Source organism: Xanthomonas maliensis, from assembly GCF_009192945.1.
GTDB classification, from domain to species: Bacteria; Pseudomonadota; Gammaproteobacteria; order Xanthomonadales; family Xanthomonadaceae; genus Xanthomonas; species Xanthomonas maliensis.
In genome coordinates this window covers 1-22,671 of the sequence record NZ_NSET01000067.1, presented here as the reverse complement: position 1 = coordinate 22,671, position 22,671 = coordinate 1, and the positions used below count along the sequence as shown (strand labels likewise).

General features: G+C 67.9%; 21 protein-coding genes, 1 tRNA gene and 1 pseudogene. 16 read left to right on the top strand and 7 right to left on the bottom strand.

The genetic code is table 11. The features are described 5' to 3' along the window. Positions 1–55: 55 nt before the first annotated feature. Positions 56–490 (bottom strand): hypothetical protein, encoded by a 435-nt coding sequence (locus CKY51_RS19635; protein WP_031339516.1) that lies wholly within the window; start codon positions 488–490, stop codon positions 56–58. Between the two features lie 160 nt (positions 491–650). On the opposite strand from CKY51_RS19635, the gene CKY51_RS19630 reads away from it, so the two are divergent. Continuing rightward, positions 651–1,460 carry a glutaminyl-peptide cyclotransferase gene (locus tag CKY51_RS19630; RefSeq protein ID WP_022972013.1) on the top strand — a complete coding sequence of 270 codons (810 nt, stop codon included), beginning with the start codon at positions 651–653 and terminating at the stop codon, positions 1,458–1,460. 67 nt (positions 1,461–1,527) lie between these two features. Here CKY51_RS19630 and CKY51_RS19625 read toward each other — a convergent pair whose 3' ends face one another. Together CKY51_RS19625 and CKY51_RS19620 are read right to left on the bottom strand one after the other, a co-directional pair. Further along, positions 1,528–2,343 (bottom strand): amidohydrolase, encoded by an 816-nt coding sequence (locus CKY51_RS19625; RefSeq protein ID WP_022972012.1) that lies wholly within the window; start codon positions 2,341–2,343, stop codon positions 1,528–1,530. A gap of 149 nt (positions 2,344–2,492) precedes the next feature. Beyond that, a complete protein-coding gene (locus CKY51_RS19620; protein ID WP_022972011.1) occupies positions 2,493–3,641 on the bottom strand; it encodes a pyridoxal phosphate-dependent aminotransferase in 1,149 nt (382 codons plus the stop codon). 189 nt (positions 3,642–3,830) lie between these two features. Here CKY51_RS19620 and ccmA point away from each other — a divergent pair, with 189 nt between their 5' ends. The 10 genes from ccmA (at position 3,831) to metX (ending at position 12,132) form a co-directional block, all read left to right on the top strand. Then, positions 3,831–4,475: a heme ABC exporter ATP-binding protein CcmA gene (gene ccmA, locus CKY51_RS19615; protein WP_022972010.1), complete on the top strand. Its 645-nt coding sequence runs from the start codon at positions 3,831–3,833 to the stop codon at positions 4,473–4,475. Further along, positions 4,472–5,167 (top strand): heme exporter protein CcmB, encoded by a 696-nt coding sequence (ccmB, locus tag CKY51_RS19610; RefSeq protein WP_022972009.1) that lies wholly within the window; start codon positions 4,472–4,474, stop codon positions 5,165–5,167. The genes ccmA and ccmB overlap by 4 nt, the downstream gene beginning before the upstream one ends. Positions 5,168–5,230: 63 nt before the next feature. Continuing rightward, entirely contained in the window at positions 5,231–5,980 is a 750-nt protein-coding gene (locus CKY51_RS19605; protein WP_022972008.1) for a heme ABC transporter permease, read from the top strand. Then, a complete protein-coding gene (gene ccmD, locus CKY51_RS22890) occupies positions 5,977–6,147 on the top strand; it encodes a heme exporter protein CcmD (RefSeq protein WP_031339513.1) in 171 nt (56 codons plus the stop codon). The genes CKY51_RS19605 and ccmD overlap by 4 nt, the downstream gene beginning before the upstream one ends. Further along, complete coding sequence (ccmE, locus tag CKY51_RS19595; protein WP_031339511.1) at positions 6,144–6,593, top strand: cytochrome c maturation protein CcmE; 450 nt, start codon at positions 6,144–6,146, stop codon at positions 6,591–6,593. The genes ccmD and ccmE overlap by 4 nt, the downstream gene beginning before the upstream one ends. 177 nt (positions 6,594–6,770) lie before the next feature. Next, a complete protein-coding gene (locus CKY51_RS19590) occupies positions 6,771–8,708 on the top strand; it encodes a heme lyase CcmF/NrfE family subunit (RefSeq protein ID WP_022972006.1) in 1,938 nt (645 codons plus the stop codon). Further along, positions 8,701–9,303, top strand: a complete 603-nt coding sequence (locus CKY51_RS19585) for a DsbE family thiol:disulfide interchange protein (RefSeq protein ID WP_031339509.1) — start codon at positions 8,701–8,703, stop codon at positions 9,301–9,303. The genes CKY51_RS19590 and CKY51_RS19585 overlap by 8 nt, the downstream gene beginning before the upstream one ends. After that, complete coding sequence (locus CKY51_RS19580) at positions 9,300–9,734, top strand: cytochrome c-type biogenesis protein (RefSeq protein WP_022972004.1); 435 nt, start codon at positions 9,300–9,302, stop codon at positions 9,732–9,734. Before CKY51_RS19585 ends, CKY51_RS19580 begins: the two co-directional genes overlap by 4 nt. Then, positions 9,734–10,741, top strand: a complete 1,008-nt coding sequence (locus CKY51_RS19575) for a tetratricopeptide repeat protein (protein WP_031339507.1) — start codon at positions 9,734–9,736, stop codon at positions 10,739–10,741. Before CKY51_RS19580 ends, CKY51_RS19575 begins: the two co-directional genes overlap by 1 nt. A gap of 248 nt (positions 10,742–10,989) precedes the next feature. Continuing rightward, complete coding sequence (gene metX / locus CKY51_RS19570; RefSeq protein WP_022972002.1) at positions 10,990–12,132, top strand: homoserine O-acetyltransferase MetX; 1,143 nt, start codon at positions 10,990–10,992, stop codon at positions 12,130–12,132. 155 nt (positions 12,133–12,287) lie between these two features. Here metX and cydC read toward each other — a convergent pair whose 3' ends face one another. After that, on the bottom strand, positions 12,288–13,964 hold the full coding sequence (cydC, locus tag CKY51_RS19565) for a thiol reductant ABC exporter subunit CydC (protein WP_022972001.1): 1,677 nt from the start codon (positions 13,962–13,964) through the stop codon (positions 12,288–12,290). After that, complete coding sequence (gene cydD / locus CKY51_RS19560) at positions 13,961–15,703, bottom strand: thiol reductant ABC exporter subunit CydD (protein ID WP_022972000.1); 1,743 nt, start codon at positions 15,701–15,703, stop codon at positions 13,961–13,963. The genes cydC and cydD overlap by 4 nt, the downstream gene beginning before the upstream one ends. Before the next feature lie 159 nt (positions 15,704–15,862). Here cydD and CKY51_RS19555 point away from each other — a divergent pair, with 159 nt between their 5' ends. From CKY51_RS19555 to CKY51_RS19535, 5 genes are all read left to right on the top strand, one after another. Further along, entirely contained in the window at positions 15,863–17,449 is a 1,587-nt protein-coding gene (locus CKY51_RS19555; protein WP_152249700.1) for a cytochrome ubiquinol oxidase subunit I, read from the top strand. A gap of 15 nt (positions 17,450–17,464) precedes the next feature. Continuing rightward, positions 17,465–18,616 (top strand): cytochrome d ubiquinol oxidase subunit II, encoded by a 1,152-nt coding sequence (gene cydB / locus CKY51_RS19550; protein WP_022971997.1) that lies wholly within the window; start codon positions 17,465–17,467, stop codon positions 18,614–18,616. Positions 18,617–18,685: 69 nt separating this feature from the next. Beyond that, positions 18,686–18,796 (top strand): cytochrome bd-I oxidase subunit CydX, encoded by a 111-nt coding sequence (gene cydX / locus CKY51_RS19545; RefSeq protein WP_152249698.1) that lies wholly within the window; start codon positions 18,686–18,688, stop codon positions 18,794–18,796. Between the two features lie 54 nt (positions 18,797–18,850). Then, positions 18,851–18,927: transfer RNA gene (locus tag CKY51_RS19540), tRNA-Pro, on the top strand. 83 nt (positions 18,928–19,010) lie between these two features. After that, positions 19,011–20,267, top strand: coding sequence for an MFS transporter (locus CKY51_RS19535; RefSeq protein ID WP_022971996.1), 1,257 nt, complete (start codon positions 19,011–19,013; stop codon positions 20,265–20,267). On the opposite strand, the gene CKY51_RS19530 is transcribed toward CKY51_RS19535, so the two are convergent. Together CKY51_RS19530 and CKY51_RS19525 are read right to left on the bottom strand one after the other, a co-directional pair. Then, on the bottom strand, positions 20,248–22,161 hold the full coding sequence (locus CKY51_RS19530) for a CocE/NonD family hydrolase (RefSeq protein ID WP_022971995.1): 1,914 nt from the start codon (positions 22,159–22,161) through the stop codon (positions 20,248–20,250). The genes CKY51_RS19535 and CKY51_RS19530 overlap by 20 nt on opposite strands. Before the next feature lie 109 nt (positions 22,162–22,270). After that, a pseudogene (locus CKY51_RS19525) lies at positions 22,271–22,671 on the bottom strand (glutamate-5-semialdehyde dehydrogenase); the annotation flags it as partial.

Here is a 22,671-nt window from a genome sequence, read left to right as displayed (position 1 = left end):
CGGGTATTTCAAAAGCCGGCGCGGGCTGCGGCCCGGCCGGCAGGACGGTCGTGGCTCAGCGACGCTCGATGACGAAGTTGCCGACGTTGACGCCCAGGTCCACGCCTTCGCCGGTGCCGGCCAAGGCCAGCGAAATATCGCCCTTGGTCACGACCTGCGCGGTACTCGACTTGACCACGCCGGCATGCGCTTCGGCGGCGGCATAGGTGCCGAACAGATCGTTGAGGCTATAGGCACCACTGAAGGTGCCGCGGCCACCGACGATCTTGGACTTGCCGACGGTCAGACCACCGCCCTTGCTGGAAATCTTGACCGGGATCACCGCACCGTTGTCGCAGGTGATGGTGCCGGTTCCCTTGGCGGTCTTGTAGAGCACCGACCATCCCGACAGGTTGAAGGACAGCTTGCAATCGATGTTGCCGGCTGCCTGCGCCTGTGGCGCGAGCGATGCGGCGGCCAGCACGGCGATCAGGCTCAGAGTCTTGGTCACGGGAGGATCCTGTGTGATTGATGACGGCCGCGAGGGTAGCAGCGCGCATGTCGGCCCCATGGCAAGACGCCTGTCCGGCAGCGATGTCCATTCAGCCTGCGCTGGGCTGGTCGCCGCGTGCCGGCTGCAGGCGCGCCCCAGCGCGTGGGATGATGCCGCCATGTCGACCATCGCCCGCCTGCTCCTCGTCGTTGCTCTGTCCGCCACGCTGTTACCCGCCTCGGCATTGGCACGCGACACCGTCCCTGTCCAGGGCTATACGGTGGTTGCGAGCTATCCTCACGATCGCAGCGCCTTTACCGAAGGCTTGTTCTATCGGGACGGCTATCTGTACGAAAGCACCGGTGAAATCGGTGGCTCCAGCGTCCGCAAGGTGGAGCTGGCCACCGGTGCGATCCTGCAGCAGGCCGCCCTGCCCCCGCCCTTCTACGGCGAAGGCATCGTGGCCTGGGGCGATCGCCTGCTGCAGCTGACCTGGCGCAACCAGCAGGGCTTCGTCTACGACCTGGCCAGCTTCGCGCCGCGTGCGCAATTCAGCTATGCCGGCGAAGGCTGGGCACTGACCAGCGATGCGCACAGCCTGTACATGAGCGATGGCAGCGCGGTCATTCGCCGCCTGGATCCCCAGACCTTGCGCCAGACCGGCAGCATCAAGGTCACTGCCGCCGGCAAGCCGGTGGACAATCTCAACGAACTGGAGTGGGTCAACGGCGAGCTGTTGGCCAATGTCTGGCTCACCTCGCGCATTGCCCGCATCGATCCGGCCAGCGGCAAGGTGCTGGCATGGATCGACCTGACCGGACTGGTACCGGACCCGCAGACCCTGACCGACCCGAGCAACGACGTACTCAACGGCATCGCCTACGATGCCGAGCATGGCCGCCTGTTCGTGACTGGCAAGCGCTGGCCGTCGCTCTACGAGATTCGCCTGGCGCCGCTGCCGCCGGCACAACAACGCAAGGGACGCTGAGCTCCCGCAAGCCAGTCCCTCGAACAGGCCTGTGCGCAGACCGTGTCGCGCAGATCGCGCACAGGGACTAATCGGTCAAGTGGAACGCGTCAGCGTCCAGCATCGCTGGAAAACGCGCGCGATGCTCGGCCAGCGCAGTGGCGCTGAGGGTGGTGGTGACCACCTGTTCGCGTTCGCGAATCTCTACCTGCGGCTGCCCGAGGAAATCGATCGCCGCGCTGTCGCCGGCATAGTGCAGCTGGTTACCGTCCACGCCGACCCGATTGACCGCCGCCACGAAGCACAGGTTCTCGATCGCCCGCGCGCGCAGCAGCGTCTTCCAGGCATACGCGCGCGCCGACGGCCAGTTGGCGACGAAGATCTGCAGATCGAAATCCAGTTGGCCGGGGCGCTCGACATCGTAGCGATTGCGGCAAAACACCGGGAACCGCAGGTCGTAGCAGACCTGCGGATTGATGCGCCAGCCCTTCCAGTCCACGCTCAGCCGTGCCTGTCCGGCGGCGTAGCGCAGGTGCTCGTTGCCGTAGCGAAACAGATGCCGCTTGTCATAGTGCTGCAGCGCGCCGTCCGGTGTCGCCCATAACAGGCGGTTGAAGACCTTGGGCTCGCCGTCGGCATGGGGCACGCGCAACTGCACGCTGCCGGTCACCGCCGCACCCAGCCGCGCCGCCTGGTCGCGGATCCAGGCCACGGTCGGGCCTTCCATGTCCTCGGCCTTGTCGATGGCGTCGTTGGAAAAGCCGCTGGTGAAGGTCTCCGGCAGGATGACCAGGTCGGTCTGTCCCGCCAGCGGCGCCAGCAGGGCTCCGTAGTACTGGCGATTGCCGGCCGGGTCGTGCCAGCGGGTATCGCCTTGGATCAGGGAAAGCCGTAGGTCGTTCATGGGAAGGGCCTTTTTAGGAGCCGGGACTCGGGGCCCGGGACCCGAGACCCGGAAGAGCAAGAGCCTTGGCTCTCAGGAATCTGAGGGTGAAACATAAACGATCGTCGTGACGGCACCGCTGTTGCCGTACCGGGTCCCGGGTCCCGGCTTTACAGCTTCTGCAGTCGCGCGATCGCCGCATCCAGCGTCGCTTCGTTCTTGGCGAAGCACAGCCGCGCCAGGCGTTGACCGGCAGGTGGGTTGGCGTAGAACGGCGATAGCGGGATCGCCGCCACGCCCTTCTCCACCGTCAGCCACTTCACGAACTCGACATCGGGCAGGTCGCTGACGGCCGAGTAGTCGACCAGTTGGAAATAACCACCCGGCACCGGCAGCGGGGTCAGCCGGGTCGTCAACAGCTGCGTGCGGAAGCGGTCGCGCTTGGCCTGGTAGAACGCGCCCAGCTGGACATCGTGCTCAGGCTCCTCGCGGATCATCTCCGCAAAGGCGTGCTGGGCCGGGCCGAAGCTGGTGAAGGTGTTGTACTGGTGCACCTTGCGGAACTCCGCGCTGAGCGCCGGCGGGGCAATCGCATAGCCGATCTTCCAGCCGGTGCAGTGGTAGGTCTTGCCGAAGCTGGAAATCACGAACGCACGTTCGCGCAGCTCGGGCCAGCGCAAGACCGACTCGTGGCGCGCACCGTCGAACACGATGTGTTCGTAGACCTCGTCGGACAGCAACAGGATATCGGTGCCGCGCAGCAGCTCCGTTAACGCCTGCATATCGCTCGCCGAGAACATCGCCCCGGATGGGTTGTGCGGCGAGTTGATCATCAGCAGGCGCGTTTTGGCGGTGATCGCCGCACGCACCGCCTCCCAGTCCACCGCGAAGGTCTGCGGATCCAGCGCCACATGCACCGCACGCGCGCCAGCCAGGTCGATGGCCGGCTCGTAGCAATCGTAGGCCGGGTCGAGCACGATGACCTCTTCGCCGGCACGCACCACCGCATGGATGGCATTGAAGATGGCCTCGGTGGCGCCGCTGGTGACGGTGATCTCGCTGTCGGCGTCGACCTGGGCGTCATAACACCGCCGCGCCTTGCCGGCGATGGCCTGGCGCAGTGCGGCCACGCCGGTCATCGGCGGGTATTGGTTGTGGCCGTCGCGCATTGCGCGTTCGAGTGCATCGACCAACCGTGTCGGCACGGCGAAATCCGGGAAGCCCTGCCCCAGGTTGACCGCGCCGTGCTCGGCCGCCAGCTGCGACATGACGGTGAAGATGGTGGTGCCCACCTTGGGCAGCTTGGTCGTGACGGACATCGCGCGGTTCCGGACGCATGGGGGACCGCGAGTGTACGCAAAGCCGTCCGCCGGAGGGGCGGCGGCGGTGCAAAACCGCGTTGTGGGACATCTGACCACGCGCACCGCGCGCCAGCCACCGGCGATGCTCGCTACAATGCGCGCCCTGCCTGTCCCTCCACCGTCCCGAAACGGACGCCGCCCGCACCGATGATCGATCCGCTGTCCACCGCGCCCCCCCTGCTGGCGGCGCGCGCCCTGGCCTTCAGCCGCAACGACGAGCCGGTGTTCGGCCCGCTCGACTTCCATGTCGATGCCGGCGAAGCCTTGCTGGTGCAAGGCGACAACGGCGCCGGCAAGACCACCTTGCTGCGGGTGCTGGCCGGCCTGCTGCCGGTGGAACGCGGCGCGATCGAGATCGATGGCCGCAGCGCCCGCCGCGGCGATCGCAGCCGTTTCATCGCCTATCTCGGCCATCTGCCGGGCCTGAAGGCCGATCTCAGCACGCTGGAGAACCTGCACTTCCTGTGCGGTCTGCAAGGCCGCCGCGCCAAGCAGATGCCCGGCAGCGCGCTGGCCATCGTCGGCCTGGCCGGCTACGAGGACGCGCTGGTCCGGCAACTGTCGGCCGGTCAGCGCAAGCGCCTGGCACTGGCCCGGCTGTGGCTGTCGCCGGCGCCGCTGTGGCTGCTGGACGAGCCCTACGCCAATCTCGATCTGGACGGCATCACCCTGGTCAACCGGATGATCTCGGCGCATCTGCGCAGCGGCGGCGCGGCGCTGGTAACCACCCATGGCGCCTATGCCGCACCGCCGGTCCGTACGCGCATGCTGGCATTGGGAGTGGCCGCATGAGCGCTCCCAGCCCCCTGCCCTCGCTGTGGCAAGCCGCACGCGCGCTGCTCGCCCGTGACCTGCGCCTGCTGTGGCGGCGGCGCGGCGATGCGCTGCAACCGGCCCTGTTCGCGCTGCTGATCGTGGTGCTGTTCGCGCTCGGCCTGGGCGGGCGCCCGGAGTTGCTGGCGCAGGCAGCGTCGGCGGTGCTGTGGCTGTCGGTCCTGCTGGCTGGGCTGTTGTCGCTGGATGCGCTGTTCCGCAGCGACGTCGACGATGGCTCGATGGAGCAATGGCTGCTGGCGCCGGTCCCGCTGGCCTGGTTGATCGGCGTGCGCGTGTTGCTGCATTGGGCCACCAGTGCGCTGCCGCTGATTGCGGTCACCCCACTGCTGGGCGAATTGCTGCACCTGCCACATGACCAATTACCGGTGCTGCTGGCATCGTTGCTGCTGGGCACGCCGCTTCTGAGCCTGCTCGGTGCGGTGGTCGCAGCGCTGACGGTGACGATGAAACGCTCTGGTATTCTCGTTGCGTTGTTGGCGCTGCCGCTGTACGTGCCGGTGCTGGTGTTCGGTGCCGGCAGCGTGACGGCCAGCGGACAAGGGCAGGATGCGGTCGGTGCGTTGCTGCTGTTGGGTGCGGGGCTGGTCATCGGCATCGTGCTCGCGCCACTGGCGGCCGCGGCGGCGATTCGCATCTCGCTCAGCTGAGCGCGACGCGGTACCGGCGTCCCTGCTCGCAGCCTTCGTCATTCCGAGAGCCATCGCCATCGCATGAACGTCCTCGTCCGCTGGTTCCACCAACTCGGCTCGCCACCGGTCTTCGATCGCTTCGCCGCCCGTTGGGCTCCGTGGTGCCATGCGCTGGGCGCGGTGCTGTTGGGCGTGGGCATCTGGCAGGCCCTGTTCGCGGTGCCGGCGGACTACCAGCAGGGCGATAGCTTCCGCATTCTCTACATCCACGTGCCCAGCGCCTGGATGAGCCTGTTCGTGTTCGCGCTGATGGCGCTGTATGCCGCCATTGCGCTGATCTGGCGGATCAAGATCTGCGAAATCCTGGCGATGGCCTGCGCGCCGATCGGGGCTGCCTTCACCGTGATCACCCTGGCCACCGGCAGCATCTGGGGCAAGCCGATGTGGGGCGCGTGGTGGGACTGGGATCCACGCCTGACCACCGAACTGATCCTGCTGTTCCTGTACCTGGGTGTCGCCGGGCTGTACCAGGCCATCGACGACCGCCGCCAGGCCGCGCGCGCCGCCGGCCTGCTGGCCATCGTTGGCGTGGTCCTGCTGCCGGTCATCCGCTACTCGGTGGTGTGGTGGAACTCCCTGCACCAGGGCCAGAGCATCCGCCTGTTCGGGCCGTCGACCATCGATGCCAGCATGTTGCTGCCGTTGTGGTGGATGGTCATCGGGACCAAATGCTGGTTCGCCGGCTCGCTGTTGTTGCGCGCACGCGCCGACAACCTGCGCCGCGAGGCCGGCAAGGCCTGGGTGGCGCGCGCACCGGAGCCGGCCGCATGAGTTATCTGTCGTATGTGATCGCCGCCTATGCAGTGTTCGTGCTGGTCCTGCTGTGGGACCTGCTGGCCAGTCATTGGCAGGTGCGGCGCGCCTTGAAGCGCGCGCAGGCGCGGCAGCGACGCGATCGCAAGCACTCGCTGCCCAGCGATGCGGAGCTGTCGCGATGAACCCGCAACGCCGGCGCCGGCTGTGGTGGGTGCTCGCGCTGGTGCTGGCGGCGGGGTTGGCCACGACCCTGGTGGCGATGGCCTTGCAGCGCAATGTCGCCTACCTGTACACGCCAGCCGAAGTCCTGCGCGGCGACGCCGGCGCGCACGCCCGCTTCCGCCTGGGGGGCATGGTCGAAAAAGGTTCCTTCCAGCGCGCGGCTGGCTCGTTGACCGCACAGTTCCGCGTCACCGACGGCGATGCGCAGTTGCCGGTGCGTTACGACCGCATCCTGCCGGACCTGTTTCGCGAAGGACAGGCGGTGGTGGTGACCGGCCGCATGCAGCAGGGCGTGTTCGTCGCCGACGAAGTGTTGGCCAAGCACGACGAAACGTATATGCCCAAGGAAGTGGCCGACAAGATGGGCAGCGCGCACCGCAAGCATCAGGTGGAGGGGATGCAGTGACGGTGGGTCCGCGTGGAGCTGGGACCCTAACGGCCGGGCCCCGGGACCCGGGACCCGGGGCCCGCAAAGGCATTGCAGCCGGACGCGTTGTTGCGAGCCGCATTCATCACCCTGGACGCCCCCCGCACACCGCCCTTCCCGGGTCCCGGGTCCCGGGTCCCGAGTCCCGGCCTTCCCATGCTCCCTGAACTCGGCACCTTCCTCCTGGTCCTCGCCCTGCTGGTGGCACTCTTGCAGGCCGTGCTGCCGCTGGCCGGCGCTGCGCGCGGGCTGCCGGCGTGGATGGCGGTGGCGCGGCCGGCTGCGTTCGCGCAGTTGGGCCTGATCGCTGCCGCGTTCGGCGTTTTGACCCGCTGCTTCCTCGCGCAGGATTTCTCGGTCCATTACGTGGCCGAGAATTCCAACTCGCTGCTGCCGCTGGTCTATCGCTATTCGGCGGTGTGGGGCGCACACGAGGGCTCGTTGCTGCTGTGGACCCTGGTGCTGGCGCTGTGGACCGGTGCGGTGGCGCTGTGGTCGCGGCAATTGCCGCAAGCGGTGCTGGCGCGCGTGCTGGGGACGATGGCGGTGATCAGCGTGGGCTTTCTGGCCTTCCTGCTGTTCACCTCCAATCCGTTCGCCCGCCTGCTGCCGGCGCCGCCGGAAGGCGCCGACCTCAATCCTTTGTTGCAGGACCCCGGGCTGATCGTGCATCCGCCACTGCTGTACTGCGGCTATGTCGGCTTCGCGGTGCCGTTCGCGTTCGCGATCGCAGCGCTGCTGGAGGGGCGCATCGATGCCCGCTGGCTGCGTTGGACCCGGCCCTGGACCAATGTGGCCTGGGCGATGCTCACCATCGGCATCGCGCTGGGCAGTTGGTGGGCCTATTACGAACTGGGCTGGGGCGGCTGGTGGTTCTGGGATCCGGTCGAGAACGCCAGCTTCATGCCCTGGCTGGTGGGCGCGGCGCTGCTGCATTCGCAGGCAGTCACCGAAAAACGCGGCAGCTTCGCCAGCTGGACCTTGCTGCTGGCCATCGCCGCGTTTGCGCTGTCGCTGCTGGGGACGTTCCTGGTGCGCTCGGGCGTGCTGACCAGCGTGCATTCGTTCGCCGCCGACCCAGCGCGTGGCGTGTTCATCCTGGTCTTCCTGCTGATCGTGGTCGGCGGCGCGCTATTGCTCTACGTGCTGCGTGCGCCGCGGCTCAGCACGGGCGACGATCCGCGCCGCGCCTTCGCCGGCAGCTCACGCGAGACCTTGCTGCTGCTCAACAACCTGCTACTCAGCTGCGCCTGCGTGATGGTGCTGCTCGGCACCTTGTATCCGCTGCTGGCCGATGCGCTGGGGCTGGGCAAGCTGTCGGTCGGGCCGCCCTACTTCGGCACCTTGTTCGTCGTCCTGATGGCGCCGCTGGTGGCGCTATTGCCCTTCGGTCCACTGACCCGCTGGCAACGCGAACAGGCGTCGCGTCCGCTGGCGATGCTGGCACCGTGGGCCGCCTTGGCCATCGTGCTCGGCGCGCTGGCCTGGTGGGCCGCACCGCAGGGGCGCTGGAAGACCGCGCTCGGCGTCGCTGCGGCGGTCTGGGTGCTGGCCGGCACGCTGCGGTTCGCCTGGACCCGTCGCGCGGCGAAAGGACGCCGCTTCACCGCCGAGATGCTGGGCATGCTGCTGGCCCATGTCGGCGTCGCCGTCTTCCTGGTCGGCGCGCTGCTGGTGGAATCGCTCAGCCTGCAGCGCGAAGTCGCATTGGCACCGGGCCAGCAGCTGCACATCGGCCGCTATGCCTTGCACTTCGAACAGCTGGATGCGGTCCGCGGCCCCAACTATCTCGCCGATCGCGCCCACCTGCAGGTGTTCCGCGACGACGCGCCGGCCGGCCGGCTGCTGGCCGAAAAGCGCCGCTATGCCAGCGGCGGCCAGGTGCTGACCGAGGCCGCCATCCGCCCCAGTCCGTTCGACGATCTGTATGTCGCCCTGGGCGAACCGCTGGGCAACCAGGCCTGGGCGGTACGCGTGCATGTCAAACCCTTCGTCCGCTGGATCTGGCTGGGCGCGTTGCTGATGGCGCTCGGCGGCCTGGTGACCGCGGCCGACCGGCGCTTCCGTCGTTCCCCGGAGATCCCTGATGTCTGAGTCCCGCCCCTCTCGCTTGCCGACCGCCGTGCTGGTGGGCGCCGGCGTATTGCTGCTCGCGCTGGCCGCCTTGCTGGTGTACGGCGTGGTGCGTTCGGGACGGGACGACCGCGACAGCCTGCCTTCGGCGCTGATCGGCAAGCCGGCGCCGGCGTTTGCGCTGCCACTGCTGCACGACCCGGACATCCTCGTGCATGCGCGCGAGCTGCGCGGCGCGCCGTATGTGCTGAACGTCTGGGGCAGCTGGTGCCCGGCCTGTCGCGAAGAACACCCGGTGCTCAGCCGCTTCGCGCTGACCAAGCGCGTGCGGGTGATCGGCTACAACTGGAAGGACGACCGCAACGATGCGCTGCGCTGGCTGGAGCAGCTCGGCAATCCCTATCTGCTGGTGGTCGCCGACACCGACGGCCGCACCGCGATCGACTTCGGCATCGCCGCAGCCCCGGAAACCTTCCTGATCGACGGCCGCGGGGTGGTGCGCTGGAAGTACAGCGGCATGCTCACCCAGGCGGTGATCGATCGCCAGCTGATTCCGGCGCTGGCCGCGATCGAACGCTCGCCCAGCGCGGCGCCGGACTTGCATCCCCGCCCATGACCCGTCTCTGGCTGCTGTCGCTGCTGCTCTGGCCCTGGCTGGCGTTGGCCCAGCCGCAGGGCGACCCGGCGCCGTTGCAGTATCGGTCGGCGGCCGAGGAAGCGCGCTTCCATGCGCTGACCGCCGAACTGCGCTGCGTGCAGTGCCAGAACCAGTCGCTGGCCGACTCCAATGCGCAGATCGCCCAGGACTTGCGCCGCGAGGTGCTGGCCTTGATGCAGGACGGTCACAGCGATGCGCAGATCCGCCAGTTTCTGGTCGAGCGCTATGGCGAATTCGTGCTGTACCGGCCGCAGATGGAATCGCGTACCTGGCTGCTGTGGTTCGGTCCGGCGCTGGCGCTACTGCTGGGCACCGGCGCGATCGTCCTGCTCGTGCGGCGGCGCAGTGCTGCCGCACCGACGGCCCCGGCCGACGAGCAGGAGTGGTGATGGCGGCCTTTATCGCCATTGCCGCGTGCCTGGCCGTGCTGGCGTTCGGCCTGGCACTGCAGCCGCTGTGGCGGCAAACGCGTGGCGTGACCGCGGCGAGCATGGCCGTGTTGCTGGCCGGCAGCGCGGCGCTCTACTGGCAGCTCGGTACCCCAAGCGCATTGACGGCCGCAACCACGCGCGCGCCGCCGCGCTCGCTGGACGAGGCCATTGCGCAATTGCAGGAGGCGTTGGCGCGCGATCCCAATCAGCCCGAAGGCTGGATGCTGTTGGGACGCTCGCTTTCCAGTCGCCAGCAGTTTGCCGCCGCCCGCGACGCCTTCGCGCGCGCGGCCGCCTTGCAACCGGACGAGCCCGACGTGCTGGTGGCAGCAGCACAGTCGCGCCTGGTCGCTGCGCCGACCGCACGCGATCCGGAAACGACACGGCTGCTGCAGCATGCGTTGGCGTTGCAGCCCGGGCACGAGCGCGCGCGCTGGTTCCTCGGCGTGGTGCAGCGTCAGGCCGGCCAGCCGGCCAAGGCGGCCGAGACCTGGATGCCCCTGTTGGCCACGGTCGCCGCCGATACCCGCCCCGGGCTGCTGGAACAGATCAATGCCGCACGCCAGGACGCGGGTTTGGCGCCGCTGGCGTCTGCAGACACGGCGCCCACAACCGCGGCGGCCGGCCAGCAGATCACCGTGCATGTGCGGTTGGATCCGGCGTTCGCCAGCCGTCGCGCGCTGCCGGCCGACACCAGCGTGTTCGTGATCGCCCGCAGCGCCGACAGCCCGATGCCGGTTGCGGTGGAAAAACATCGCCTGGCCGATCTGCCGCTGACCGTCACCCTCGACGACAACGACAGCCCGATGCCGACCCGTCGCCTGTCGTCGTTGCAGCAGGTCCAGGTCAGTGCACGCCTGTCGCGTAGCGGCACCGCCCAGCGCCAGGCCGAGGACGTGGACACCGAACCGGTGACGGTGCAATTGCCGGCCAAGGCGCCGGTGGAGCTGCTGATCGGGCGCTGACGGCGCGCGGCGTTTTGCTGGCACCAGCTGACGCACTCGTAGTACGAGCAGAAGGGCGGCGCCACCAATGCGGGAAGCTGCGACACTGCAACACGACCATGCTGCACGGCCAGCTGCACCGCCAGCGCATTGGATGAAATGACGCTGCGCAACGCGCCTGTGCAGCGTCGGCCGCTCGCACACGCTGTCGGCGCCGCCACGCGGCTGTGCCCACGCCACCGTGCGGAGCGGCCGGCTAGAATCCTCGCATGACCGAATTCATCCCTCCCGGCAGCTTGTTCCATTCCCTGCCCTCGCCGTTTCCGATGAAGCGTGGCGGAGCCCTGCAGCAGGCGCGCATCGCCTACGAGACCTGGGGCAGCCTGTCGGCCGACGGCGACAATGCGGTGTTGATCGTCACCGGCCTGTCGCCGAACGCGCATGCAGCCGCCAACGCCGCCAATCCCGAGCCCGGCTGGTGGGAAACGATGCTGGGCCCCGGCAAACCGATCGATACCGATCGCTGGTTCGTGGTGTGCGTCAACTCGCTGGGCAGCTGCAAGGGATCGACCGGACCGGCCTCGCTGGATCCAGCCACCGGCGCGCCGTATCGGCTCAGCTTCCCGGAATTGTCGATCGAGGATGTCGCCGATGCCGCTGCTTCTGTCGTGCGCGCGCTGGGCATCGCCCAACTAGCCTGCCTGATCGGCAATTCGATGGGCGGCATGACGGCGCTGGCCTTGCTGCGCCGCCATGCCGGCATCGCCCGCAGCCATATCAATATTTCCGGCAGTGCGCGCGCATTGCCGTTCTCCATCGCCATCCGCTCGCTGCAACGCGAGGCGATCCGCCTGGATCCGCAATGGAACGGCGGACAGTACGACGATGCGCACTATCCCGAATCGGGCATGCGGATGGCGCGCAAGCTGGGCGTGATCACCTACCGCTCGGCGCTGGAATGGGATGGCCGTTTCGGACGTGTGCGACTGGATTCCGAACAGACCGACGACGATCCGTTCGGCCTGGAGTTCCAGGTCGAAAGCTATCTGGAGGGCCACGCCCGTCGATTCGTGCGGTTCTTCGATCCCAATTGCTATCTGTATCTGAGCCGTTCGATGGACTGGTTCGACCTGGCCGACGATGGCAGCGGAGCGAGCAACGCGGCGGCACCCGGCGATGCCGAGGTGCTGACCGGATTGGCGCGCATCCAGGTGGCACGTGCGCTCGCGATCGGTGCCAACACCGACATCCTGTTCCCGGTGCACCAACAGCAACAGATCGCCGATGGCTTGCGCGCCGGTGGGGCGGACGCGCAATTCCTGGGGCTGGATTCGCCGCAAGGCCATGACGCCTTCCTGGTCGACTTCGCCCGTTTCGGGCCAGCGGTGCAACGCTTTCTGGCCGCACTCTAGCGCGCGACACATGCGGAGAGGCGATGCGTGCCGCGTGCGACTGCCGCCCTCGCTGAGCTGCAGCGCGGCAGCAACGCGTGCCTCACCGGATCGCTGTTAGCGGTCGCCCGCCGATGGCTGCGCGCGACACCGCAACAGGCGCGACGCGCTCACGATCAGACGCATGGTTCCAGCTTGCCTGCCTGCAAGCGGTACCGCCGCTGCACCACGCCGTCCGGCAGCGCGTCATGGGTGATCATCACCAGGCTGCGCGGGCCGAGCGCCGCCGCCAGATCCAGCAGCAAGGCATGGGCGGTATCCACATCCAGACCATCGGTGGGCTCGTCCAGCAGCAGGATGGGGGCGTCGCGCAGCAATGCGCGCGCCAGCGCCAGTCGGCGTGACTGCCCGGCCGACAAGGTGGCACCGTTCTCGCCCACCCACGTGTCCAGGCCGGCATGCGCGCGCGCCCACTCGCCCAGACGCACCTGCTCGAGCGCCTGCCACATCGCCGCGGCATCGGCATCGGCGGCACCGATGCGCAGATTCTCCTGCACTGTGCCAGCGAACACTGGGGCCTGCTGCGGCAGCCAGGCGATGCGCTGATGCCACTGCGCCTGCGCAAACTGGCGCAGTTCCACCCCGGCATAGTCCACCCGCCCTTGATCCGGGTCCCACAAGCGCAACAACAGCGCCGACAACGTGCTCTTGCCGCTGCCGCTATCGCCGCCGATGGCAATGCGCTCGCCCGGTGCCAGCGTGAGGTCGATGCCATCCAGCAGCGGACGTGCCACGCCTGGCCAGCGAAAGGACAGCTGCCGCACGCGCAGGCTGCCGCGCTCGGGAACGGCGAGCGGTTGCGCAGGATCGAGCACGGACGGCGCCTGGTCGACGATGGCTTGCAGCCGCGCGGCCGCCACCCGCGCGCTCAGCAAGGTCTGCACCGCCAGGCCGGCGCCAGCCGCCACTTCCAGCAGCGCCAGGGTCAGGAAGACCAGCGCGGCGGCCAGCGCGGCGTCGATCCGCCCCTGCCCCGCTGCCTGCAACGCCAGCCACAGCACGCCAGCCACGCCGAACGCAGCGCAGACCGCTTGCACCAAGTTGCCGCCGATCAGCCGTTGCCGTTGCCCGCGATCGCCCGCGGCCAAGGCCTTGGCGGCCCCATCGATCTGCGCCAGCCATCGCGCTTGCGCCTGCAACGCGGCCAGATCGGCGGCGCCTTCCAGCCCCTCGAACGCCTGGGTCCGCAGCGTGGCACGGGCCTGCGCGCGCACCTGTTCGCGCCGCGTCCCGCCACGCGCGATGATCCAGGGCGCCCATCCGCCGATCGCCAGACCCAGCACCGCCAGCACCAGCGCCGCCGACGGCAGGATCAGCGCCGCCCCTACCAGCGCGGCCAACCAGGCGGCGAGCAACCCGCCCAGCGGTGCCAGCGCACGCACGCTCACACCGTCGACTTCGCCGATGTCGGACATCAGCCGCGCCAGCAATTCGCCGGTGCGTGTGGCCGACAGGCGACCGGGCGCCAGCGGCAGCGCGCGCCGGAAGAACCACACCCGCAGGTCGCGCGCGATCCGCAAGGTGGCATCGTGGCCGATCAGCTTTTCGCCGTAGCGCGAGACGATGCGGGCGAAGGTCAGTGCGCGGATGCCGGCCGATGGCGAAAAGAAATTGAAGCCCGACCCCATGCCCGCCACACCAGCCAGCGCGGCAGCGGTCAGGAAGCTGCCCGACAGCGCCAGCAGGCCGATGCCGGCCAGCAGCGTCACCAGCACCAGCAGTGCGGAGAGCGCCAGGCGCCCGGCATGGCGCAGGAACACCGTGCGCAGGCGATCGGCAGGCAACGGATTCATGCCGGCAACTCCACGCGCTGGCCTTGCAGGTCGACAACCCGATCAGCCCAGCGCATCACGGCCAGGCTATGTGTGGCCACCACGATGGCGCGACCATCGGAAAATTGCGCCAGGCTGCGCAGCAATGCGACTTCGGTCTCGGGGTCGAGGAACGCGGTCGGTTCGTCGAGCAACAACAGGTCCGGTGCATGCAACAACAGCCGCGCCAAGGCCACCCGGCGGGCCTCGCCACCGGACAGACCGAAGCCACGCTCGCCGATCGGCGTGTCCAGCCGCGCCGGCAATTCGGCTGCAAAGCGCATCACCTGGGTCGCTTCGGCCACGGCCTGCACGCGCGCCGCATCGGCCTGCGGATCGGCAAGACGCAGGTTGTCGGCGATGCTGCCCTGAAACAGATACGGCCGCTGCGGCGCATAGCCGATACGGATGCCATCGCGCAGAACACGCCGGCCCTGCTCGAGCGGCAACCAGCCGGCCAGCGCTTCCAGCACGGTGCTCTTGCCCTGCCCGCTGGCGCCGATCAGCGCGATGCGCTCACCAGCCTGCACGCTGAGCGAGAAATCTTGTACGACCGGCCGTGGCGCACCGCGCGGACGCAACACCAGTCGCTCTGCCTGCAACAGCGGCGCTGGCGTGGCCTGCGAGGCAACTTCTGGCAGCGTCGGTGCCTGCCCGGCTCGCCCGTCTGCGTCGTTACGCGTCTCTGCGTCCCGCACCTGCAGCAGACGCTCCACTTCCGCCACCGCCGCCAGCGCATTGGCGCGGTCGTGATAATGCGCAGCCAGACGGCGTAGCGGGCCGAAGAATTCCGGCGCCAGCAGCAGGCAGAACATGCCGGTGCCCAGGCTGGGTGGCGCGCGCAACGTCAGCATGCCCAGATAGCTCAAGCCGAAGTACAACGCCACGATGGCCACGCTCACCGAGGCAAAGAATTCCAGCACGGTGGAGGACAGAAAGGCGATCCGCAGCACCTTGAGCGAGCGCTCGCGGACGCCTTCGGCCGCTAGCGCAATACCGCTCAGCTCGTGTTCGCCGCGGCCGTAGAGGCGCAACAGTCCCAGGCCCTTGAGGCGATCGGCGAAATGCCCGCCCATGCGCGCCAACTCCGCCAGTTGCGCGCGCCCGGCCGCCTCGGCGCCCCACCCCACCAGCATCATGAAGAAGGGAATCAACGGCGCGGTCAACAGCAGCACCACGCCCACCACCCAATCCACCGGGAACACCGCCAGCAGGATCAACACCGGCACCACCACGACTTCCACCCGCGCCAGTTGGTAACCGACGAAATACCCTTCCAGCGCATCGGCATGGCCAAGCGTCAGTTCGCCGAGTTCGCCGCTGCGCTGCTGCCGCAACCACAGGGGCCCGCGCTGGACCAGGGTGCGGGCGATCTGCAGGCGCAGGCTGTGCTTGGCGACATCGGCAACCTCGCCGGCCAGCGATTGCGCCCAGGCACCGAAGGCAGCGCGGCCCAACAAGGCCGTCAGCAACGCCGCGAACGCCGGCCCCAGTGCGCCGAGTGGCAGGCCGCGCACCAGCACCGCCTGCAACGCCCAGGCGATCGCGGCGGCCTGCAGCAACAACAGCAGGCCGGACAGTGCCACGGCTACCGCCGCCAGGCGGCGTGCGCGCGTTGCCCCAACCGCCAAGCCATCGAGCCAACGCGTGCGGGCACGGCGCTGTTCGGTGGTCTCACGGTCGCTCGCGCGGGTTGCACTCACATCGTTCTCGGCAGTCACTGGATCAGGCGGCGATTGTAGGCGCGCACCGCTCGCCGCAGGCTGAGCAGTGTGCCGCACCCCGCCTGGGCGGCCTTGATTTGGATCAACGCGCCGGCGTCGGCAGCGGTGGATGATCCGCGCCGTGACTCACCGCTACCCAACCAGGTCCACCCTGCCATGATCGACTCGACCGTCGTTGAACTGTCGCGGCTGCAGTTTGCGCTGACTGCGATGTACCACTTCCTCTTCGTCCCGCTGACGCTGGGCCTGTCCTTCATGATCGCCATCATGGAGAGCGTCTATGTCATGACCGGCAGGGACGTCTGGCGCCGCATGACCTTGTTCTGGGGCGTGCTGTTCGGCATCAACTTCGCGATGGGCGTCGGCACCGGCATCGTGATGGAGTTCCAGTTCGGCATGAACTGGGCCTATTACAGCCACTATGTCGGCGACATCTTCGGCGCGCCGCTGGCGATCGAAGGCCTGATGGCGTTCTTCCTGGAAGCGACCTTCATCGGCCTGTTCTTCTTCGGTTGGAGCCGGCTCTCGCGCGTCCAGCACCTCACCGTCACCTGGTTGATGGCGCTGGGCACCAATCTGTCTGCGCTATGGATCCTGATCGCCAATGGCTGGATGCAGCATCCCACCGGGGCGGTGTTCAATCCCGACACCATGCGCATGGAGGTCGTCGACTTCATCGCAGTGCTGTTCAATCCGGTCGCGCAAGCCAAGTTCGTGCACACGGTCAGCGCCGGCTACGTCACCGGGGCGATGTTCGTGATGTCGATCAGTGCGTTCTTCCTGTTGCGCGGACGGCATCGCGAACTGGCGCGGCGCTCGTTCGCGGTGGCCGCGGCGTTCGGGCTGTTTTCTGCGCTGTCGGTGGTGGTGCTCGGCGATGAAAGCGGCTATGCCGCCAACGAGCACCAGAAGATGAAGCTCGCCGCGATCGAGGCGATGTGGGAAACCGAAGCCGCGCCGGCCAACTTCACCGCCTTCGGCATTCCCAACCAGATCACCCACCGCAATGATTATGCGGTGCAACTGCCCTACCTGATGGGACTGGTGGCCACCCGCTCACTGGATCAGCAAATCCCCGGCATCCTGGAGCTGGTCAAGCGTGCCGAACATCGCGTGCGCGGCGGCCAGATCGCCTACGGCGCGCTGCAACGCCTGCGTGCCGACAAGCACGACGCGGAAGCGCGCAAGGTCTTCCAAGCGCATTGGCAGGATCTGGGCCATGGCCTGCTACTGAAACGCTACCGCGACGACATCGGCAACGCCACGCCCGAACAGATCGCCCAGGCCGCGTTCGACACCGTACCGCGCGTGCTGCCGTTGTTCTGGACCTTCCGGGTGATGGCCGCCGCCGGCTTCTACCTGATCGGCTTCTTCGTGGCCGCGTTCTGGTTCTCCTGCAAGCACAACTTCGAGGACAAGCGCTGGTTCCTGATCGCTGCACTGTGGTCGCTGCCGGTGCCGTGGATCGCCATCGAATGCGGCTGGTACGTGGCCGAATACGGCCGCCAGCCGTGGGCGGTGGAAGGCGTACTGCCGACCTTCTACGCCGCATCCGGCCTGGCACTGCACCAGGTCCTGCTGTCGCTGTGCGGCTTCGTGGCGCTTTACACGCTGCTGCTGATCGTGGAGATCAAGTTGATGCTCAAGGCGATCAAGAAGGGCCCGGACGCCTTCGTACCGGCGCTGCCCGATGCCGCCCCCACTGCCCAGGCCCGCACTGCGCTGGCCGGCGCCCAACCGTAACGGCGGAGGCCGACGATGGACTTCATTGGTTTGGATTACACGACCCTGCGGGTGATCTGGTGGCTGCTGTTGGGCATCCTGCTGATCGGCTTTGCGGTGATGGATGGCTTCGACCTCGGCGTGGGCGCGCTGCTGCCGCTGGTGGCGCGCAACGACGCCGAACGCCGGCTGGTGGTCAACACCATCGGCCCGGTGTGGGAAGGCAACCAGGTCTGGCTGGTGCTCGGTGGCGGCGCGATCTTCGCCGCCTGGCCGCCGCTGTACGCGGTGAGTTTCTCCGGCTTCTACCTGGCGATGTTCGTGATCCTGTTCGCGCTGATCCTGCGCCCGGTCGGGTTCAAATACCGCGGCAAGTTGCCGGACCCGCGCTGGCGCAACAGCTGGGACTGGGCGCTGTTCATCGGTGGCTTCGTGCCGGCGCTGATCATCGGCGTGGCGGTGGGCAACGTGCTGCTGGGCGTGCCGTTCCATTTCGACGACAGCCTGCGAGTGAGCTATACCGGCAGCTTCTTCGGCCTGTTGACGCCATTCGCCTTGCTGGCCGGCCTGCTGAGCGTGGCGATGCTGGCGGCGCACGGTGCGGCCATGTTGGTACTGAAGACCGATGGCCCGGTCGCCGAACGTGCCGCACGCTACGGCAGTCTGGCGGCCTGGAGCGCCCTGCTGCTGTTTGCCGCTGGCGGCGCCTTTGTCGCGTTCGGCTTGCCCGGATATGCGGTGACCTCGGCCACGGTGACCGACGCGGCCACCGATCCGCTTGGCAAGACCGCGGCAATCACCGCTCTCGGTGGTTGGTTGCACAACTACAGTCGCATGCCGGCCACGTTGCTGGCACCGGCTACGGGCCTGTTCGGACTGGTCCTGAGTGCGCTGCTGCTGCGAGCGCACCGCGGCGGCCTGGCCTTCATCGCCTCCGGCAGCGCCATCGCCGGCATCATCCTCACCGTCGGCTTTGCGCTGTTTCCCTTTCTGTTGCCATCTTCCAGCGTGCCGGGCGCCAGCCTGACCGTGTGGGATGCCTCCAGCAGCCGCTTGACGCTCTGGATCATGTTGCTGGCCACGGCGGTGTTTCTGCCACTCATCCTTGCCTACACCAGCTGGGTCTATCGCGTGCTCAAGGGCAAGGTCACCGCTGAAGAGATGGCAGGCAACCCCAACGCGTATTGAGCGCCGCCTGTCGCCTGCACGCAGGCGACAGCGCGACGACACGTTTCGATCGATTGCAGGAGAATGATGATGTGGTACTTCGCTTGGATCCTCGGGACCGGCCTGGCCGCGATGGCCGCCGTGCTCAACGGCATGTGGTTCGAAGCCCGCGAGCCAGATCAGTGCAGCAGCGAGGAATGATGGCGGCAAGGGCTTGCCGATCGGCAATTGCGTATGTAATATACGCGGCTCCTTCGGGGTGTAGCTCAGTCTGGTAGAGCGCTACGTTCGGGACGTAGAGGTCGCAGGTTCGAATCCTGTCTCCCCGACCAAGTTTCAAGACACCAAACCGGCCTTGTGCCGGTTTTGTGTTTTCAGGCATCGCCCGCCAACGGGCAGATGCGGACGATCGGTCATGTCTGTTGCTGCTGCTTCCCATCCTTCTTCTGCCCGCCTGCAGGGCCGCGGCATCGTGCTCGCGGCGATTCTGTTGTCGGCGTTCAATCTGCGCACTGCGGTCACCTCGCTGACGCCGCTGCTGGAACGCATTGCGCACGAGTACGGTTTTGCCGCCGGCACCATGGGCACGCTGGGCATGCTGCCGACCGCGGCGTTCGCCCTCACCGGCGTTGCCACTCCTGCAGTGCTGCGCAGGCTGGGATTGTTGCGCACCGCGCTCTTGTCGATGGCATTGGCGACCGCCGGCCTGGTGCTGCGCCCGCTGCTGCCAGGCACCGCGGGCCTGTTGCTCGGTTCGCTGCTGGCGTTGGCAGGCATGGGCATCGGCAACGTGGTGTTGCCGCCGTTGGTCAAGCGCTATTTCGGCGATCGCGTGGGCGGGATCAGCACGCTGTACATCACCGTGCTGCAGATCGGGACGCTGCTGCCGGCGCTGCTGGCGGTGCCGGTGGCCGACGCCCTGGGCTGGCGCAGCGCGATGATGCTGTGGATCCTGCCGGCCTTGCTGGCGACGGCGGCCTGGCTGCTGGTGCAGGCCGGCGACCGTCCGGTGCGGACCGCCGGGCCGCTGCCAGCCAGCCCCACGCCCGAGGCCGAGGGCCGCGTCGCGCGCACGCTGCTGGGCTGGAGCATGGCATTGACCTTCGGGATGACCTCCGGGGTCACCTACGCAATGTTCACCTGGCTGCCGACGCTGTTCCGCGAGGCCGGAGCCTCGCCGGCCTTCGGCGGCAGCATGCTGGCGCTGTTCTCCGCGCTGGGCATGGTGGGTGCCTTGGTGATGCCGGCCCTGGCCGTGCGCGTGCGCAACCCCTTTCCGATCGTGCTGGCCTGCGTGGCGTGCCACCTGCTGGCCTTCGCCGGCCTGTGGCAGGCACCGCTGGCGGCGCCACTGCTGTGGGTGACCCTGCTCGGGCTGGGCCCGAGCACCTTTCCGCTGGCGCTGGTGCTGGTCAACCAGCGCACCCGCAGCGCGTCCGGCTCGGCCGCGTTGTCGGGCTTCTCGCAAGGCATGGGCTATGCGGTGAGCTGCCTGGGACCGTTGCTGTTCGGCTGGCTGCACGCGCACAGTGGCGGCTGGTCGTGGTCGTTCCTGTTCCTGATCGGCTGCCTGGGCGTGCTGGTGCTGGCGGCCTGGGTCACCTGCCGCCCGCAATTGCTGGAGGATGCCTGGACCCCGCCGACGCGCCGCGTCATCGTACCGGCAGACTGATGTAGCTGGCCTGCTCGCCGCCGACATAGATGCGCTGGGTGGCCTTCTGGTAGTCGCCCGGTTTGGCGAAGAAGATGTTGTCCACGTAACGCTGCGGGTTGCGGTCGTACAGCGGGAACAGGCTGGACTGCACCTGCACCATCACCCGATGACCGGGCTGGAAGGTGTGGTTGGCGGTCGGCAGGCCGAAGCGGTAGGCCAGCGGCTGATCCGGCGTCAGCGCCTTGGGCGCGCTGAAACTCTCGCGGTAGCGACCGCGGAAGATCGCCAGCGATACCGGCAATTCGTAGCCGCCCATCTTCGGCGTGGACGCCATTTCTGCCGGATACACATCGATCAGCTTCACCACCCAGTCGCTGTCGCTGCCGCTGGTGGAGGCCTGCAGGTGCACCTCGGGTGCGCCGGCGATCTGCAGCGGCGCGGTCAGCGGATCGCTGACGAAGGTCAGCACGTCCGGGCGTCCGTCGACGAAGCGTTGGTCCTGCACCAGCCAGGTCGTCCACATCGTGCGGTCGGCGAAGTCCACCGGACGCGGCACGAACGGCACCGGCTTGGCCGGATCGGACACATATTCCTCATAGCCCGGTTGGGCCGCTGCCGTGGCCTGGAACGACAACTTGCCGCCGGGCTGCAGATACAGCGGCTTGCTGGCCGATGCGCAGCCGGAGGCGCAACTGCGCGGCCAGGTCTGCAGGCGGTCCCAGTGGTTGGCGCCGGTGTCGTAGATGAACACTGGTGGCGTCTTCGCCTTGGGCGCACCGTCGACCAGGTACTGATCCAGGAACGGACGCAGCACGTCGTGGCGGAACTGGCGCGCGGTGTCGCCGTCGAAGCTCAGCGCCCCCAGCATGCTGCCGTCGTAGTTGACCTGGCTATGCCGCCACGGCCCCATCACCAGGTAATTGCGCATATTGCCGCTGTCGCGCGACTCCATTGCCGCATAGCTATGGACGGCGCCCCACATGTCCTCCTGGTCCCACAGGCCCTGCAGCCACATCGTCGGCACCTTGAGGGGGGTGCGCGCCATGACCTTGTCCAGCGCCTGCTGCTGCCAGAACGTGTCATAGGCCGGATGCTCGGTGAGCTTATGCCACCAGGGCAGCTGCTCCAGGCCAGCGGCCTTGCCGAAGTCGCCGGCCGAACCGGCCTGCAGGAAATTGCTGTAGTCGTCGTGTCCCTGGCGGGCGATGCCCTCGCCCTTGCCGCGCTTGCTGAGCTGGCCGGTGAAATAGTCGAAGTTGACCTGGCGGAAGGCGCCGTAATTGAACCAATCGTCGCCCATCCAGCCATCGATCATCGGGCTCTCCGGCACGGCCACCTTCAACGCCGGATGCGGATCGGTCAGCGCCATCACCACGGTGAAGCCCTCGTACGACGAGCCGATCATGCCGACCTTGCCATTGGACTCCTTGACGTTCTTCACCAGCCAATCGATGGTGTCCCAGGCATCGGTGGCATGGTCCACCGGCGTGTTGTTGAGCGGCCCGCGCAGCGGCCGGGTCATCACGTAATCGCCTTCCGACCCGTACTTGCCGCGCACGTCCTGGAACACGCGGATATAGCCGCCCTCGACGAAGACGTCATCTCCCTGCGCCAGCAAATCCTTCATATGCGGCGAGGCGATGCGCTCGGTGCGGCCGCTGGCGTTGTAAGGCGTGCGGGTCAGCATCATCGGCGCGTTGTGTGCCCCCTTGGGCAGCACGATCACCGTATGCAACTTGACCCCATCGCGCATCGGGATCATCACCTCGCGCTTGATGTAGTCGTTGGCCTCGGTTGGCGCGAGGAAATCCTTGCCGGTGATATCCGGCGTCATCGGCAGGGTTTGCGAACAGGTCCCCCCGATCACGGCAGCGACGGCGGTAGCGAGCAGGCAAGCGGCAAGGCGGCGCATCGACGACTCCGGACATGGCAAGGACGATCATCGACTGTAGGCAGGCCGCAGCCCGCCGGGGAGTGTCAAAGGTTGGGTCTGCCGCGCGCACCCGCCGCGCATCGAGCGGCTAATGCCGCACCTGCCCCTCACCGCGCACCACGAAGCGCTCTACCGTCAGCGCTTCCAGTCCCATCGGGCCATAGGCGTGCAGGCGGGTGGTGGAAATGCCGATCTCCGCGCCCAGGCCGAGTTCGCCGCCGTCGGAGAAGCGCGAGGACGCGTTGACCATGACCACCGCCGAGCGCAAGGCCTGCACGAAGCGTTCGGCATTGCCGTCGTCGGCGGTGGCGATGACCTCGGTGTGGTCCGAGCCGTAGCGGCGGATATGGGCGATCGCCGATTCCAGGTCGGGCACCACCGCCACCGCCAGGATCAGGTCGAGGTATTCGGCTGCGTAGTCGGTCTCGTCGGCCGGGGCGGCCTCCGGCACCAGCGCACGTGTGGCGGCATCGCCGCGCAGTTGCACGC